The sequence below is a fragment of the Methanobrevibacter sp. genome (assembly GCF_017409525.1).
Classification (GTDB): Archaea; Methanobacteriota; Methanobacteria; order Methanobacteriales; family Methanobacteriaceae; genus Methanocatella.
Genome location: NZ_JAFQSO010000009.1, coordinates 20,838 through 34,929, shown reverse-complemented (window position 1 = coordinate 34,929; position 14,092 = coordinate 20,838). Strand labels below are relative to the sequence as shown.

The window sequence follows — 14,092 nt, the reverse complement described above, 5'->3', positions numbered from 1 at the left end:
TAAAAACAGTATATCAATTATAACCGTAATTATAACGTCATATACACTGTATTTATTAACTTAAATTTAATTTTAACAAACAATATCTATTCTACTAAGATATCATCATATTCTCCAGCATCGACTGCTTTTTGTGCTTCTCTTGGGTCTTTACCATCAACAGATAATCCCATACTTACACAAGTTCCCATAACTTCTTTTACTCCTGCTTTGTAATCATTTGCGAGTAATGAATCGAATTTCATTCTAGCGATTTTTAAAGCAGTTTCAATTGGTAAATCGTTAACGATGTCCAAACCTGGTTCATGAGAACCTTTTTCGATGCCTAATTCTTCTTTAATGAGTGCTGTAGTTGGTGGAGTACCGATTTCGATTTCAAAGTCTTTGGTATCTCTGTCAATTGAAACTTTAACAGGCACTTTCATTCCTGCAAAGTCAGCAGTTTTTTGATTGATCTCATCAACTACTTGCATCATGTTAATACCGAAAGGTCCTAAAGCTGGGCCTAATGGAGGTCCCGGAGTAGCGCTTCCACCTTCGATAAGAACTTCGACTGTATCTTTAGCCATCAGTCAGCCTCCTTTTGAATTATTCTAATTTGATCAGCTTTAACAGTAACCGGAATAGGTACTGCTGCTTCTATTAACTCAAGGACGACTTCTTCACGTGATTCATCAATACGAACCACTTTCGCCCTTTCACCTTTGAACGGTCCAGAAATAAGCTCAACAATACTTCCTTTTTGTATAGAGGAAATGATTGGTTCCGGTTTTAAGAATCTTTTTGCTTCTTCGAAAGTAATGCCTACACTACCTTCAACTACCCCTCTTAAATGTTGTACTTTTAAATCGGGATTTCTTAGATCTATTTTTGTTGAAGATTCAACTAAAATATACCCTTTTAAAGATTCTGGAACAAGAATTGATGAAATGCCTACGCCATCGATTGTTTTAGCTTTACGAGCTAAGAGTCTGGCCACATTCCTTTCTTGACCTGCAGAGGTCTTAAGAGCATATATGGAACTATTAGATTCTTCCATGAAAAATTCACCTATTTTAATATTTGACTAAGTTAATGAAGTTCCACAAAGATTTTGTGGATTCTTAGGTAATTCACATCATATGTGAAAATTTACTAAGCTATCCCCTACCTTCAATAGGTTCAAAAATTATCATCTATTCGATTAATTAACATATAAAACTTAATAAAGTCTTAGTTTTTTTAATCCAAAAAGATAAATTCATACATTAAGTTAAAAGTTATTATAAAAGCCATAATTATTCAAGAAAATTAAAACTCTTGAAAATCAGATTTCTATAATATCAATATTTATATAAATAGTAGTATATAAAACTTTTCAAAAAAACTATTTTTTTGAAATAAAATAAATCAATTACAAAATTTTATTATAAAAGTTGGGATTGAAAAATGAATGGTTTTACAAACCAATTAATGAACCTGCCAGAACAATGACAAAACCAATAGCTCCTACGATTAAAACACCAATAGAAACTACTTTAGCGAGTTCCTTATATTCCTGTAAATCAGGTTTTCTTGATACTTTCAATACTCTTTTACTGTCTTTTATAAATTTATTAAAACTTTCTTGTACATTCATTTTAAATACCCAAAATAAAAAAACTATGAAAAAATCATAATTTTATGAATTATAATAAAATAATAGTAATAAAATAATTTTTAATTTAAACATTAATAAATGTTTGCATTTTTTAAAAAAAATAAGTTAATGGAATTAGAAAATTCCATCAATAAAATCATCTAGTTGATCATTAGCAGGTTCTGATTCTGAAACCTCTTCAGCATATTCGATTTCAGGTTCAATATCAGAGTCGTAATTAGATTTAATGCCTGAAACAACCACAGTAGTACGAACCATGTTTTGAAGACTTTCATCAATTTGAGTACCCCAAATAATGTTAGCTTCAGGATCCAACTTATCTGCAACAACTTGAACGATTTTTTCAGCTTCATGTAATGTTAAATCTGAACTACCAGATATGTTTACTAAAGCACCGGTAGCGTTTGAAATATCGATGTCCAGTAATGGGCTGCTTAATGCTTCATGTACAGATTCTAAAGCTCTGTCTCCAGAATCTGATTCTCCCATACCAATCATAGCCATTCCAGAACCACTCATGATGCTTCTAATATCAGCAAAGTCCAAACTTACAAGACCTTTTTTAGTGATTAGTTCTGTGATTCCTTTAACGGCTCTTCCCAATATTTCGTCAGAAACCATAAATGCTTTGTTTAAAGGTAAATTTGGTGCAACTTCCAATAATTTATCATTAGGAATAATAATAACAGTATCAGCAGATTCTTGGAGTTTTTCTAAACCTTGATCTGCATTATCTCTTCTTTTAATTCCTTCAGCAGAAAACGGCATAGTAGCAACAGCAACAGTGAGCGCTCCTAATTTTTTAGCTAATTTGGCAATTATTGGGGCAGAACCAGTACCAGTTCCTCCACCAAGACCACATGTAACGAATACCATGTCAGCGCCATCCAATTCTTCTCTGATTTCATCTTCACTTTCTTCAGCGCATTCTTCACCAACAGCCGGTTCTCCGCCTGCACCTAATCCTCTGGAAGTTTGTCTACCTAAAAGAATTTTTTTGCTAGATTGACTATAAAATAAATCTTGAGCATCAGTATTTACTGCAATTGTAGTTGCTCCTTCGATACCCATTTCGTTTAATCTTGAAATAGTGTTGTTTCCTGCTCCTCCAGCACCAACAACGAAAATTTTAGTTTTTACACCGTCCATTATAGTAATAAGCTCTTCATCTATATCTGAAGAGATTGCAGTCGGTGTTTTCTCTTCCATTCTTTGTTCAGATTCTTTGATTGCATCATCTATAAATTTCACAAATTAACCCCACATACTCTGCTATTAAAATAATTGTTAAATATTTCTATCTTAACTAATATTTAAATGCACCTACTTTTTAAGTATTTTGGAACAAATGCCAAAATTAAAAAAATAAATTAATCTCTCGGCATTGCAATAATCTCATGGAATTTCATATTGAATAGATTCTTTGAATTGACTGGAGTTAAAATGACTGCGGTGTCAACACCATGAGCCCTGCCGCCGATAGCGATAATTTCCTCACCAACAGGAACCAAACCTGCATCGGCAGCCATGATTGATATTTCAGCGGCCACTTTTACACCATGGGAGAACATTCTAAGTGTATCTGCAACGACATCCAATGGAGAATATCCTCCATATTTGTTTGTCACGCCTCTTGCCGCACCGCTAAATGCATGAAGTCCCTGGAATGTTTTAATGCCGACCCCTTCCAATTTTTCAATCATTTCAGGTGAAATATCTGATTCGTTGTCTCCACTAAAACCAACATTATGGGAAACATTAATGATGGTTACATCCTTATCAATGGCTTTTTTCAATTTTAATGCGGATTCACCTGATGCAGATGCAATTAAGATATATTTAATGCCTTCACAAACATCCAGCTTATCTTTAACAGCCAAAATCAATTCATCTGTATAATCATTGCCTTGTGTATCAAAATAGGTTATAAATTTTCTTGCCATAGTTACACTACCTTCAATAATAATTATTATAAACTTTAGTATATTAAATAATTATATAAATTGATTTTAATTAAAGATTTTTATGAGAGATTTAGAAAATATAAAACATGTGATTAACGGAGATTATATCGTAATTCCAATTGAAACCGGCTACATCAAGCCCAATGAAGATTTAAGTTCGATCATAGAACCCGCAAAAATATTAATGGAAGACAAGGATTATTTGGTGATTGCAGAAACCCCAATTTCCGTTTCACAAAATAGATTAGTCGACGAGTCCCAATACACACCATCACTGACAGCTAAATTCTTAACTACCGTGTGGAGCAAATACCTTTGGGGATATGTTTTAGGACCTCTTCTTGGAATAAAGGAAAGGACCATAAGAAACCTGAGAAAATTGCCCGAAGAAACAAAAGCGCATAAAGAGGTTGTTCTTCAATTATATGGATTGAAACATGCACTGAAACCGGCTTCAGAAGCAGGAATAGATTTAAGTAATGCTCCAGGAACATTTGTATCCCTACTTCCGGAAAATCCTGAAAAAGTTGCAAAGGAGATTAAGGAAGAAATCGGAAAGGACGTCTGCGTGATGATTATCGATACTGATGCGACCTATATGAAAAACGGCAAATATTTCACAGGCCTTCCCATAGCCATTGACGGAATCGATGCGGACAATGGATTTTTTGGATATTTCAAGGGACAATTGTCCGAAAATATGGGATCAACACCACTGGGATGCAGTGAAAAAATGGATGTTGAAACCGCCTTAAAAATGGCCAATATTGCTGAAGATTATCAGAAATCACTTTCAACAGAGATGAAAACAATCCATAGCGTCAAAGCCGTTCTTGGAACTGAGATGGATGAGGTTACTGTAGAAGCACTGGATTCCATAACCCATACGCCAGCAGCAATTATCAGAAAAAGAATATAGTTATATTTTTATAATAAAAAAAACAAAACTTAACATTAATTTTTATATCTTATCATAGTTTTTATTTAATCTTTAATTATTTCCATGAAAAAAATATGATAATATAACCATTAAAAATCATAGAGGAAATTCAATGATAAACGATCCATTAGTAAAGACATTATTGACAAACGTTGTTGAAGATGAAAGTAATTTGCCTATTGTTGAAGCATTAATCGATGGTGTGGATACTGATGAAGAGATTGCCAACAAAACTGGAATCAAATTAAATATCGTCAGGAAAATTCTTTACAAACTTTACGACATGGGATTGGCTAGTTATAAAAGAAGCAAAGACCCTGAAACCCAATGGTTTACATATTCATGGAAATTTGAAAAAGAAGAAGTTATCAATCGGATAAAAAAGGATTCGGAACAATATCTGAAAATGCTTAATGAGGAACTGGAACGTGAAGAAAACAACATGTTTTTCATCTGCCCGCAAGGCCACGTCAGGCTTGATTTTGATGAAGCGTCAGATTATGAATTCTTATGCCCTATTTGTATGGAAGAATTGGAATTCCAAGACAATGCCGATAACATTAAACAACTTAAAGAAGATTTGAAAATGGTTGAAAGTAATTTTAATTCCTTTAATGAAAAAAACAAATAAATACGATAAAAATGGAAATGGAATTACTTAAAAAAGAGAATACACCAGAAAATGTTATCGAACATTCAAAGGCAGTTTATAAAAAAGCTATGAAAATAGCTTCTAATTTTGACAATGCAGATACTGATTTAATCCGCAAAGGCGCTCTTTTGCATGATATTGGAAGATCAAAAACTCATGGCATCACCCATGCGATTGAAGGAGTTAAGATTGCAAGAGAATATGGCTATGATGATGACGTTTTAAATATTATCGAAAGACATATCGGTGCCGGAATTACTGCTGAGGAAGCTGCAAAGCTAGGGCTTCCTGAAAAATCATATGTGCCCCAAACGCTTGAGGAAAAAATCGTGGCGCATGCGGACAATCTGGTCAGCGGCAGTGAAGAGGTCGACATCGAGTTCGTTATAGAAAAATGGAAACGCAGAATTGATGAGCCTGAAGATAATATTAAAAGATTTAAAAAACTTAATTATGAACTAATAGAAGTTTTCGAGGAATAATATGCAAGTAATATGTTCAAGTGAAGAATCTTTGTACCGTCCGGAAGCGGTTAGATGGAGACAAAGAATGGAAATGATGAAACCTTTAGGAGATACCGTCGTCTTATTGCCATGCAGCATGAAAAAACCCTATTCAAATTCAAAGTCCCATCAAAAATTTAGAAAGCTGACAAGGTCATATCAGGAACTCATTGTAACTTCCCCATTTGGAATATGTCCCAGAGAACTTGAAAATACTTTCCCAATTCAATCTTACGATACAAGTACGACCGGAGTATGGTCAGAAGATGAAATTGAAGAAACCGGCAAATTAATTGAAAAATACACTAAAGGAAAACAGGTTGTAGCCAATCTTGCAGGAGGATATCTGCAATCTGCAGAAGCTTATTTGGATGATTTCATTAATGTCTGCGTTGACGACAGACCCACTTCACCCGATTCCCTTTACAATTTAAGAATGGAACTCAAAAAACATCAAAAGATTAACAGAAGAGAAAAAACCTTGCACGAACTAAAATCCATTGCCAAATATCAATTTGGTGAAAATGGAGATAAATTCATTCCTGATAATGTCAAAACCAAAGGAATGTATCACAAAAGGATATTGTCCAATGGAGTTCAACTTGCCCTATTAAATAAAGATTATGGATTATATAGACTAAACCTTGCAGGCGGAGAAATACTGAAAGATTTAGGGATAAATGTCGTAGATATTGATTTTGAATTACAGACAAATACCGTTTTTGCACCAGGAATTGAAAAAGCTTCACACGATATCATTCCAAACGATGAGGTAGTGGTCGTTAGAGATGACACCGTTGTAGGCGTTGGCAAAGCGATAATGACTGGCCGTGAGATGGAAGAATTGAATAACGGTATTGGTGTGAAAATAAAACACAGATTAAAATAATTTAGTTAAACCAAATTATTTATATAGCATAACTTTAAAAGTAATACTATAATAAAAATTAGGAGACACTATATGTCAGAAGATTTAGTAAATGATATTAAAGACGCTGTTTCTGTAATTAATGACCCTCACATGGGCATAAGTATTGTAGAAATGGGCATTGTACAAAATATTACTGTAGAAGGCGATCAAGCTGAAATTATCCTTAAACCAACCAACCCGGGTTGTATGAGTATCACCCGTATTGCTGCCGATGCTAAAATTAGAGCAGAAAGCGTTGAAGGCATTGATACTGCAAAAATTATCGTTGAAGGACATGCGATGGCAGACTCCATTAACGAAATGATTAATAGATAAATTTTTAAAAATCTTAGTTAATTCTATATATAACCGAAAGGATTATATATAGTAATTAATATAAGTATAAGTGTTGACTGTTAACTATCACTTTAATCATATAGGCTAGTGGCACAGCTTGGTTAGCGCGCTCGGCTGATAACCGGGAGGTCATGGGTTCGAATCCCATCTAGCCTACTTCTATCTAATTTTTAAGACTTTTTCATTTGATTTGACAATTTTATCAAAAAATTACCAATTTTTTAAATTACTGTTTTTCTTATAATAATTTTCCAAAAATTACAACAATCATTAAATAGTGCTTTCAACATAAAATAACATGAATGTACAAAAAGTTGGAATGATGATAAAAATGTGGGAAATAGTCAATGAAAAATTCAAAAAATACCCTGCGCGCATAAGAGTTGCAGAAAAAATGATTGAACTGGGATTGTCCATTAATGAAGACGGGAAAATCTACTGTGGAAATTTAAAGATAAGTGATAAGGCATTAGCTACCTCTGCAGAAGTTGACAGAAGAGCCATCAAATCAACAATTGAAGTTATAAAAGAAGATGACGAATTAAACAATTTGTTTTCAAACATCATTCCTGCAGGAACCCTCCTGAAAAATATCGCCAAAAACCTGGAATTGGGCGTTATCGAAATAGAAGTGGGATCTGAAAGCGAAGGAATACTATCTGCAACAACAAATTTGATTTCAAAAAAAGGAATAGGCATAAGACAAGCTTATGCTGAAGATACGGAGCTTCAAAAAACTCCATTATTAACCATAATTACTGAAGAACCCGTCAAAGGGGATTTGATAAACGAATTTTTAAAAATAAAAGGAGTAACAAGAGTGTCAATCTATTGATTCTGTTGATTGAATTCCATTCTTGCTTTTTCCATTTCCATATCCTCTTCTTCAAGCATGTCCAAGAGTTCTTCCCATGCTTCCAAAGATTCCTTAGCAGCTTCCTCGGTTAATTTTTCAATTGCATAACCTGCATGGATGAGAACATAATCTCCAACTTCCACCTCAGGCAGGAGGTCTAACTTGGCCTGTTGTCTTGCTCCACCAAAGTCAGCATACAACCAATTCTCCTCCCTGTTAATTTCAACTACATGAGCTGGTGCGGCAATACACATTAATATACATCTCCATAATTTTAATATATACATTATTTAATAAATGATATTATATAAAATTATCTAAATAGGTGTTTAAATGGAAAATATTGTAATCGGTTCAGGTCCTGCGGGAAGATTAGCTTCTCTTGAGCTTGGAAAACTAAAAAAAGAAGTAACTTTAATTGAAAAAAACCATATAGCCGGCACTTGTTTAAATGAAGGTTGCATGGTAATCTGTGCATTAACAGACATTACGAAATTCATTGATTCGAATAACAGATTCAACAATTACGGATTCATAAAAAGCCAGCTAGACATTTCCTATGAGAAGATAGTTGAAAAAATTATAGAAACACAGGAAAAACTCAGAAAGCTAAATCAGATGGAAAATGAAAGCTTTGGAAACAACATAATCTATGGTGAAGCGAGTATCGATGGCGAAACCGTTAATGTCAATGGCGAAAGTTTCGAATATGATAACTTACTTATAGCTACCGGAGCCCGCCCATTCATTCCAGATATCAAAGGCTGCGAATACGGATTGACTAACAAGGACATTTTGAAGCTCGACAAAGTTCCTGAAAAGTTAAACATCATAGGCGGGGGGATAATAGCCTGTGAAATAGCCAACATCTACTCGACATTAGGAAGTGAGGTTAATGTTCTTGCAAGAAGCACATTTCTAAAAGAGCTTGATGATGCCGCCAAAAAGTACCTCCTAGAAAGAATCATGCCGAATGTCAATATAATAGAAAACACCAACATCAAGGAAGCCTTTAAAGATAAAGTTTTATTGGAAAATGGCGATGAACTGGAAGGAATTCCGTTTTTTGCAACAGGAAGAACACCAAACAGCGAAATTGCTGAAGGTTTCGTTGACTTGAATGATGACAGGACCATCAAAGTGAATGATATGATGCAGACCAGCAAAGAAAACGTATATGCTGCAGGAGACGTTACCGGAGGATATCTATTAACACCAGTAGCCCGGATGGAGGGCATTGCCGCTGCAAGAAATATGGCAGGATATCTAAATAAGATTAGCTATAGCTGCATTCCTCAAACATTGAGCTTGAACATGGAAGCCAGCTTTGTCAAAAATGAGAAATCAGAATGCAGTGAAGAGGACAAAGCCACAATCGGAATTCCAGGAATTGCCGGACCGTCCTCATTCTGGAACATATTGACCGGAGATACAGGATACACAGAAGTGGAGTTTGATAAAGAAAACAATAAAATAAATAGAATCAACTCAATATCCCCATCATCAACAAGCGATGTGGCATATCTTTCATTTTTAATGAGAATGGATTATGATCTGGATGACTACTCCGAATTTTTAGAGATACATCCTTCTACAGATTCAAATTACAAAATAATAAAAAACATGTGGTTATAACACCACTATTTTACCTTTTTTAACATCTTTTCAACCAGCATGTCACTGGCTTCAAGGCAAAGCTTCCCGTATTTGGATGCGTTTTTAGACAGTTCATCATATTCATCAAATGCCTTTTGGACATTGACAACGACATCATCAACGGAAGACTCGACAATTGCTCCCTCAAATACTCCAGCCATATTCTCATATCTTCCCCATTTAACATGAGTCAAAGTAACGATTGGAGTGTTGCTGCTTAAAGCCTCTTGAATAGAAACACCATCATCGGTTAAAACAGCCAAATCGGCGAATTTGAATAAATGATTAATCCAATCGATATAGCCAGCATAGATAATGTTTCTCTTGTTAATCTCATCCAGATATTCCTCCTCTAGAGGAAGACCGACTAAAACGAGATTATAATCATCCGTGGAATCGGCGACCTTCGATACACCATCAATCATGCCCTTGAAGATTGATGAGCCTGAAGAAAATGCGATTGTCTTTTTATTCTCATCAAAATTGGGAAATTCCTTTAATTTTGAAAGACCAATCTTTTCATCTCCACTGCCAGAATCGTCAGATAATGGATAAAAGGATCTATCAGTGTTTTTCGGAAGTGTTTTCCATCTGAATTTATCCAACTCGGGGAAAATGAAGCATTCATTGAATTTTGGACATACTTTTGAGTCAAGAGGTGTTGATATTAATGAAAATGCCTTTTTTTTGGCCAATTTTGCACCCACTGATCCGACAATGGCTCCTCCACCCAGAACTCCAATGACAAAATCAGCGTTGATTTTTTTTATTAAACTACGTGCCTTAAATGTTGCAGTCACTAATTTCAAGGCCCCTTTTGCGGCAGACAGTTTGGTTGCTGCATGGCCTCCGGCCTGAGGAATGGAAATCTTATGCCATGAGTATCCATGTTTTTTAAATAATACTCCTGGAGCAGATTCATCTAAAGCAATTTCACACTGAACTCCCTTTTTTTCAAGTGCCTTAATTACATTTAAGGCAATGGCTGCATCTCCGCCCAATCCTCTTCCAGTAACCACCAATAACGCTTTCATAAAATCACTTGCCTAACAGTCTTGTGTTATCTCTAGGAACATAACTTTTTGGATGAGGCGCATGAGGATTATACAATAACCTTCTAAAACCTAAGCTAATCAACAGCGGATTTTTAACATCATGTTGCTTATCTTCCAATATCCATTTTCTCAATAGGTCTCCCAATCCTCCACCAGTCAAAACATCCATGAAATAATCTCCGAAAGTCGGATCAAGCAACCCTAGATTTCGCCTGAAGAATACTTTTAAAGTGTTTCTTCTAACAAATGCTATTAGACAGGTGGTCACTATAAACATGACTATTACTCCTGCTAAACCTCCCATAATATAGAAGGAAGAACCTAATGCGATGGCAAAAGTATGGTTTCCGACTTCCCCCAACATGATTTTTCCAGAAAAGTCAAGCGGAGAGTACCCAAGACAGACTACGAATAAAAGTAACGGAGTGTAGAATGCAGGAAGCTCTGAAACGTCAGCGGATCCTACAATGAACATCAGAACTATTGTTACAATACACATTATCAGGGTAACGATACAAGTGGAACCCGGCTGCATGTCTGAAATGTTAAGAGGCTGTACCAAAAGAGCTATGAAAATTGAAGAGACCCCCAAACCCTGGAGAATACCCGCAATCATCACTAAAACTATTCCAATACCTCTTGATAATTGCCCCCATTCAATTCCGAATGGAGATTTCCTTCTTCCCAGCAAATCATCGATAAAAGCAAAAATCCCCATGATTAAAATGAGGCTGTTGAATCTGGGTAAGAAGTAAAGAGATAGGATTATAAATGGGACCAGACCTACTGCTCTTGGAATTCCACCGCGAACATTAGGATACAAATTTCCCAAATATCCCCTTTTACCAAAGAACCTAAAAATAATATCCAGAATGGCGGTTCCCAGTGCTGAAAAAATAAAAACCATAAATAATGCTATAATTATCGATGCATACATATAAATCACGAGGTTATAAAATTTATTTTAACTAATAATAAATTAATAATTAATATTATATAAAATTAAGTTATTTCATATCTTAGAATGGCGGCCATGCCACCCAAGCTTTCCAATTGTTTACCGCCTTCATGCTCACTGCTGATGACCATTACCGTTCCTTTCATATTTTCAACCATGTCCATCAAATCGCCCATGTTATCGCTTGCAACCTTAGTGTCGAGAATCAGAAGTTCGCTAACTGCACCCATGTTAATGGCGTTTGTAACTTGCTTTGGCCCATAAGCTATTTTTGAGGAGTTTTTGCCTATTTGTTCCAGTAGTTTATTAACAGCCCCCATTTCAATGGCTACCCTATTTTCAGAAGTCAATTTTTCAACCGTTCCTTTTTTAAGTACTTCACTTATGCCTACACGACCTCCGGAACCTGTGCTTTCAATTATGGATATCTTCGCCAAATCCTTATGCTTTTCCTTTAGATAATCATAGAAATCGTTTTTCACAAATCCTGGTCCTGCAAGGACTATGCTTTCAATCGAATCGAATTTCACAATTGATTCTATGACCTTTTCATAAAACTTGATGATATTTTTCTGCCTGTTCTTGTCAACGATTCTTTTGCCGGATACCTGGCCCTTGATTGGTCCGTAATACTCAATTCCGAATTGTCTCATCAATCCAAGTGTGGCTGAATCATCCTCCAAGACCACAATGATTGAAGACAGTTTTTTAGATGCGTCAACAGCCTGATTGAGTCTCTTGATTGCCCATTTCGGCCATTTTTGTTTTTTGATTGTGATTGGTGTGTTCAGTTTAACTTCCAGAGTGTGGTGAGACCCGAGAGGTATTAAGTCTTCAGGACCTCTGGTGATGACTCCTGTTAACCTTAATTTGCCCGTGAATAGATGAAAACCAATATTTTCAATATCCAACCCCAGATAAAATGTTTTTTTGACTCCTCGATCACTTCTCAATTTATCTCCTGTGTTATCCTGTATGCGGCGAGTTGTCCTGGAGGATGCATTGTCCCCAACTTCTACTATATGGGACAAATGCCACAAATCATCCAAGGTTTCGGGAACCAATTCAATTATTCCCTCTTTTGTATCCTGTTTTATAATTTTCATGATTTCACAATAATTTTTCTAGTTAATAATTTATATACTTATTAATTTAAAATTATTAATGGTTAAAATGAAAATTGGAATTATTGGAGGTAGCGATGGTTTGGGAAAAACCCTTGTCTACTACTTTAGAGATGACTTTGACGTATATATAACTGGAAGAGACCACAAAAAAGGCAGGGCGGTTGCTGATGAAGCCGGCGCGAATTACATTGAATCCAATGCAGATCTTGCAAAAATTAGCGACATGGTGATAATCTCCGTCCCTATCCAGCACACTTCAGACGTCATACGTGAAGTTGCGCCGTTCATGAAAGAGGGATCAGTCATGATTGACGTCACATCCGTTAAGGAGGAACCCTCCAAGACCATGGCCGAAGTGCTTCCGGACACCATAGAATACATTCCAACACACCCAATTTTTGGCCCTAGAACCATGATATTGGACAATCAGGTTATTGTCCTAACACCTGATAAAAAAGGCAAATGGTATGATAAAGTATATAAATACCTTGAAAGCAAGAATATGAGGATTATCGAAACAACAGCTCAAAAACATGATTATATGATGAGCATTGTGCAGATTTTGACTCATTTCGCATTCATTTCCACAGCTTCAGCTATTGAAAAGTTGAAAGTGGATTTAGCAGAAACCGAAGACTATGAAAGTCCCATCTATAATTTGATGATTGATATGATTGCAAGGATTGTTGCCCAAAATCCATATCTGACATACAACATCCAAACAATGAACAATAACGGGCCTAAAATCAGGACCACATTTGCTGATGCCGTGCTTGAATTGAGAGATGTCATAAACAGCTATGACGAAGATGAGTTCGTGGACATAGCCATCAAGGCAACAAAACATATGGGAGACATTAAAAACGCATTGGGTAGAAGTGACAAGGCAATAGGTGCCTTGAACTACGAATACCGCATATTGAACAATTCCATTGGTCAGGAAGTCGGGCTGCAGCACATCTACTCTAAAAAAATACATGTAGGAATTCTTGAAAGCATCGACGGCAAAACTGCTGTTCTTAAAAATGGAAATAAAATTAAAAAACTGCGTGTGGCCAACATTCGCATACTGCTGGAAGATGAGCTTTACCAATGGAAGATCAAAAACTATTACAACAGAACAGAATCCATCAGCTGCATATTCCCAAAAAATGTTAATGCCGAAACAATAGAGCAAACCGTGATGAACATCGATAACATAATTGACATTAATTTAATTGATACCTACAACGGCCCCCAAATTGATGACGATTCAATCAGTTTGACATTCAAGGTCACTGCACTGGACAAGAGCGACATAGAAAATGTCAAAAAATTGTTCACAGGCTTCGGCGGAAAACTGAGATAATTTAGTTCGAACTGATACGAACAAATATTAAACTGTCAAAAAGTAATTAAATTTCCAATTAGAATATAACAATTTAATTTTTACTATTTTTTATAAATCAAAGTCAATAATTAAATTTTAATAAAAT

Annotated in this window: 17 protein-coding genes and 1 tRNA gene; 9 read left to right on the top strand and 9 right to left on the bottom strand. The window is 35.5% G+C overall.

Annotation, left to right across the window (positions count from 1 at the left end; genetic code table 11):
• Nucleotides 1-86 precede the first annotated feature (86 nt).
• From IJE64_RS04400 to IJE64_RS04380, 5 genes are all read right to left on the bottom strand, one after another.
• A complete protein-coding gene (locus IJE64_RS04400; protein WP_292782577.1) occupies nucleotides 87-569 on the bottom strand; it encodes a 50S ribosomal protein L11 in 483 nt (160 codons plus the stop codon).
• A complete protein-coding gene (locus IJE64_RS04395) occupies nucleotides 569-1,039 on the bottom strand; it encodes a transcription elongation factor Spt5 (protein WP_292782574.1) in 471 nt (156 codons plus the stop codon). Before IJE64_RS04395 ends, IJE64_RS04400 begins: the two co-directional genes overlap by 1 nt.
• 399 nt (nucleotides 1,040-1,438) lie before the next feature.
• Nucleotides 1,439-1,618 (bottom strand): protein translocase SEC61 complex subunit gamma, encoded by a 180-nt coding sequence (locus tag IJE64_RS04390; protein ID WP_292782571.1) that lies wholly within the window; start codon nucleotides 1,616-1,618, stop codon nucleotides 1,439-1,441.
• 135 nt (nucleotides 1,619-1,753) lie between these two features.
• Nucleotides 1,754-2,890: a cell division protein FtsZ gene (gene ftsZ, locus IJE64_RS04385; RefSeq protein WP_292782569.1), complete on the bottom strand. Its 1,137-nt coding sequence runs from the start codon at nucleotides 2,888-2,890 to the stop codon at nucleotides 1,754-1,756.
• Nucleotides 2,891-3,009: 119 nt separating this feature from the next.
• Nucleotides 3,010-3,582, bottom strand: coding sequence for a pyruvate kinase alpha/beta domain-containing protein (locus IJE64_RS04380; protein WP_292782565.1), 573 nt, complete (start codon nucleotides 3,580-3,582; stop codon nucleotides 3,010-3,012).
• A gap of 82 nt (nucleotides 3,583-3,664) precedes the next feature.
• Between IJE64_RS04380 and IJE64_RS04375 the strand changes: the two genes are divergently transcribed.
• The 7 genes from IJE64_RS04375 (at nucleotide 3,665) to IJE64_RS04345 (ending at nucleotide 7,800) form a co-directional block, all read left to right on the top strand.
• On the top strand, nucleotides 3,665-4,522 hold the full coding sequence (locus IJE64_RS04375; RefSeq protein ID WP_292782562.1) for a coenzyme F420-0:L-glutamate ligase: 858 nt from the start codon (nucleotides 3,665-3,667) through the stop codon (nucleotides 4,520-4,522).
• Between the two features lie 133 nt (nucleotides 4,523-4,655).
• Nucleotides 4,656-5,174, top strand: a complete 519-nt coding sequence (tfe, locus tag IJE64_RS04370) for a transcription factor E (protein ID WP_292782559.1) — start codon at nucleotides 4,656-4,658, stop codon at nucleotides 5,172-5,174.
• A gap of 11 nt (nucleotides 5,175-5,185) precedes the next feature.
• Nucleotides 5,186-5,677 carry a TIGR00295 family protein gene (locus IJE64_RS04365; protein WP_292782557.1) on the top strand — a complete coding sequence of 164 codons (492 nt, stop codon included), beginning with the start codon at nucleotides 5,186-5,188 and terminating at the stop codon, nucleotides 5,675-5,677.
• A 1-nt stretch (nucleotide 5,678) separates the two neighbouring features.
• A complete protein-coding gene (locus tag IJE64_RS04360) occupies nucleotides 5,679-6,587 on the top strand; it encodes a DUF5591 domain-containing protein (protein ID WP_292782555.1) in 909 nt (302 codons plus the stop codon).
• Between the two features lie 72 nt (nucleotides 6,588-6,659).
• On the top strand, nucleotides 6,660-6,944 hold the full coding sequence (locus tag IJE64_RS04355; protein ID WP_292782553.1) for an iron-sulfur cluster assembly protein: 285 nt from the start codon (nucleotides 6,660-6,662) through the stop codon (nucleotides 6,942-6,944).
• Nucleotides 6,945-7,046: 102 nt separating this feature from the next.
• Nucleotides 7,047-7,121: transfer RNA gene (locus tag IJE64_RS04350), tRNA-Ile, on the top strand.
• Nucleotides 7,122-7,284: 163 nt separating this feature from the next.
• Nucleotides 7,285-7,800 (top strand): amino acid-binding protein, encoded by a 516-nt coding sequence (locus IJE64_RS04345; protein WP_292782800.1) that lies wholly within the window; start codon nucleotides 7,285-7,287, stop codon nucleotides 7,798-7,800.
• Here the strand turns inward: IJE64_RS04345 and IJE64_RS04340 are convergent.
• Nucleotides 7,794-8,075, bottom strand: coding sequence for a HypC/HybG/HupF family hydrogenase formation chaperone (locus IJE64_RS04340; protein ID WP_292782550.1), 282 nt, complete (start codon nucleotides 8,073-8,075; stop codon nucleotides 7,794-7,796). The genes IJE64_RS04345 and IJE64_RS04340 overlap by 7 nt on opposite strands.
• A gap of 79 nt (nucleotides 8,076-8,154) precedes the next feature.
• Here IJE64_RS04340 and IJE64_RS04335 point away from each other — a divergent pair, with 79 nt between their 5' ends.
• The gene (locus tag IJE64_RS04335) at nucleotides 8,155-9,456 is read left to right on the top strand and encodes an NAD(P)/FAD-dependent oxidoreductase (RefSeq protein ID WP_292782548.1); all 1,302 of its coding nucleotides are present in this window, start codon (nucleotides 8,155-8,157) and stop codon (nucleotides 9,454-9,456) included.
• Nucleotides 9,457-9,461: 5 nt separating this feature from the next.
• On the opposite strand, the gene IJE64_RS04330 is transcribed toward IJE64_RS04335, so the two are convergent.
• From IJE64_RS04330 to IJE64_RS04320, 3 genes are all read right to left on the bottom strand, one after another.
• Nucleotides 9,462-10,511: a glycosyltransferase gene (locus IJE64_RS04330; RefSeq protein WP_292782546.1), complete on the bottom strand. Its 1,050-nt coding sequence runs from the start codon at nucleotides 10,509-10,511 to the stop codon at nucleotides 9,462-9,464.
• Nucleotides 10,512-10,515: 4 nt separating this feature from the next.
• Nucleotides 10,516-11,469, bottom strand: coding sequence for a cell wall biosynthesis protein (locus tag IJE64_RS04325; RefSeq protein ID WP_394355590.1), 954 nt, complete (start codon nucleotides 11,467-11,469; stop codon nucleotides 10,516-10,518).
• Nucleotides 11,470-11,534: 65 nt separating this feature from the next.
• A complete protein-coding gene (locus IJE64_RS04320; RefSeq protein WP_292782542.1) occupies nucleotides 11,535-12,596 on the bottom strand; it encodes an mRNA surveillance protein pelota in 1,062 nt (353 codons plus the stop codon).
• Nucleotides 12,597-12,654: 58 nt separating this feature from the next.
• Between IJE64_RS04320 and IJE64_RS04315 the strand changes: the two genes are divergently transcribed.
• Nucleotides 12,655-13,965, top strand: a complete 1,311-nt coding sequence (locus tag IJE64_RS04315) for a prephenate dehydrogenase (RefSeq protein ID WP_342764990.1) — start codon at nucleotides 12,655-12,657, stop codon at nucleotides 13,963-13,965.
• The last annotated feature ends 127 nt before the right edge of the window (nucleotides 13,966-14,092 follow it).

What these genes read in the sequence shown, in the direction of transcription:
- IJE64_RS04315 (WP_342764990.1), top strand. Translation starts at nt 12,655, where the DNA reads ATGGTTAAAATGAAAATTGGAATTATTGGAGGTAGCGATGGTTTGGGA.
- IJE64_RS04335 (WP_292782548.1), top strand. Translation starts at nt 8,155, where the DNA reads ATGGAAAATATTGTAATCGGTTCAGGTCCTGCGGGAAGATTAGCTTCT.
- IJE64_RS04330 (WP_292782546.1), bottom strand. Translation starts at nt 10,511, where the DNA reads ATGAAAGCGTTATTGGTGGTTACTGGAAGAGGATTGGGCGGAGATGCA.
- IJE64_RS04375 (WP_292782562.1), top strand. Translation starts at nt 3,665, where the DNA reads ATGAGAGATTTAGAAAATATAAAACATGTGATTAACGGAGATTATATC.
- IJE64_RS04365 (WP_292782557.1), top strand. Translation starts at nt 5,186, where the DNA reads ATGGAAATGGAATTACTTAAAAAAGAGAATACACCAGAAAATGTTATC.
- IJE64_RS04360 (WP_292782555.1), top strand. Translation starts at nt 5,679, where the DNA reads ATGCAAGTAATATGTTCAAGTGAAGAATCTTTGTACCGTCCGGAAGCG.
- IJE64_RS04340 (WP_292782550.1), bottom strand. Translation starts at nt 8,075, where the DNA reads ATGTGTATTGCCGCACCAGCTCATGTAGTTGAAATTAACAGGGAGGAG.
- IJE64_RS04380 (WP_292782565.1), bottom strand. Translation starts at nt 3,582, where the DNA reads ATGGCAAGAAAATTTATAACCTATTTTGATACACAAGGCAATGATTAT.
- IJE64_RS04355 (WP_292782553.1), top strand. Translation starts at nt 6,660, where the DNA reads ATGTCAGAAGATTTAGTAAATGATATTAAAGACGCTGTTTCTGTAATT.
- IJE64_RS04395 (WP_292782574.1), bottom strand. Translation starts at nt 1,039, where the DNA reads ATGGAAGAATCTAATAGTTCCATATATGCTCTTAAGACCTCTGCAGGT.
- IJE64_RS04320 (WP_292782542.1), bottom strand. Translation starts at nt 12,596, where the DNA reads ATGAAAATTATAAAACAGGATACAAAAGAGGGAATAATTGAATTGGTT.
- IJE64_RS04345 (WP_292782800.1), top strand. Translation starts at nt 7,285, where the DNA reads ATGATGATAAAAATGTGGGAAATAGTCAATGAAAAATTCAAAAAATAC.
- IJE64_RS04325 (WP_394355590.1), bottom strand. Translation starts at nt 11,469, where the DNA reads ATGTATGCATCGATAATTATAGCATTATTTATGGTTTTTATTTTTTCA.
- IJE64_RS04400 (WP_292782577.1), bottom strand. Translation starts at nt 569, where the DNA reads ATGGCTAAAGATACAGTCGAAGTTCTTATCGAAGGTGGAAGCGCTACT.
- tfe (WP_292782559.1), top strand. Translation starts at nt 4,656, where the DNA reads ATGATAAACGATCCATTAGTAAAGACATTATTGACAAACGTTGTTGAA.
- IJE64_RS04390 (WP_292782571.1), bottom strand. Translation starts at nt 1,618, where the DNA reads ATGAATGTACAAGAAAGTTTTAATAAATTTATAAAAGACAGTAAAAGA.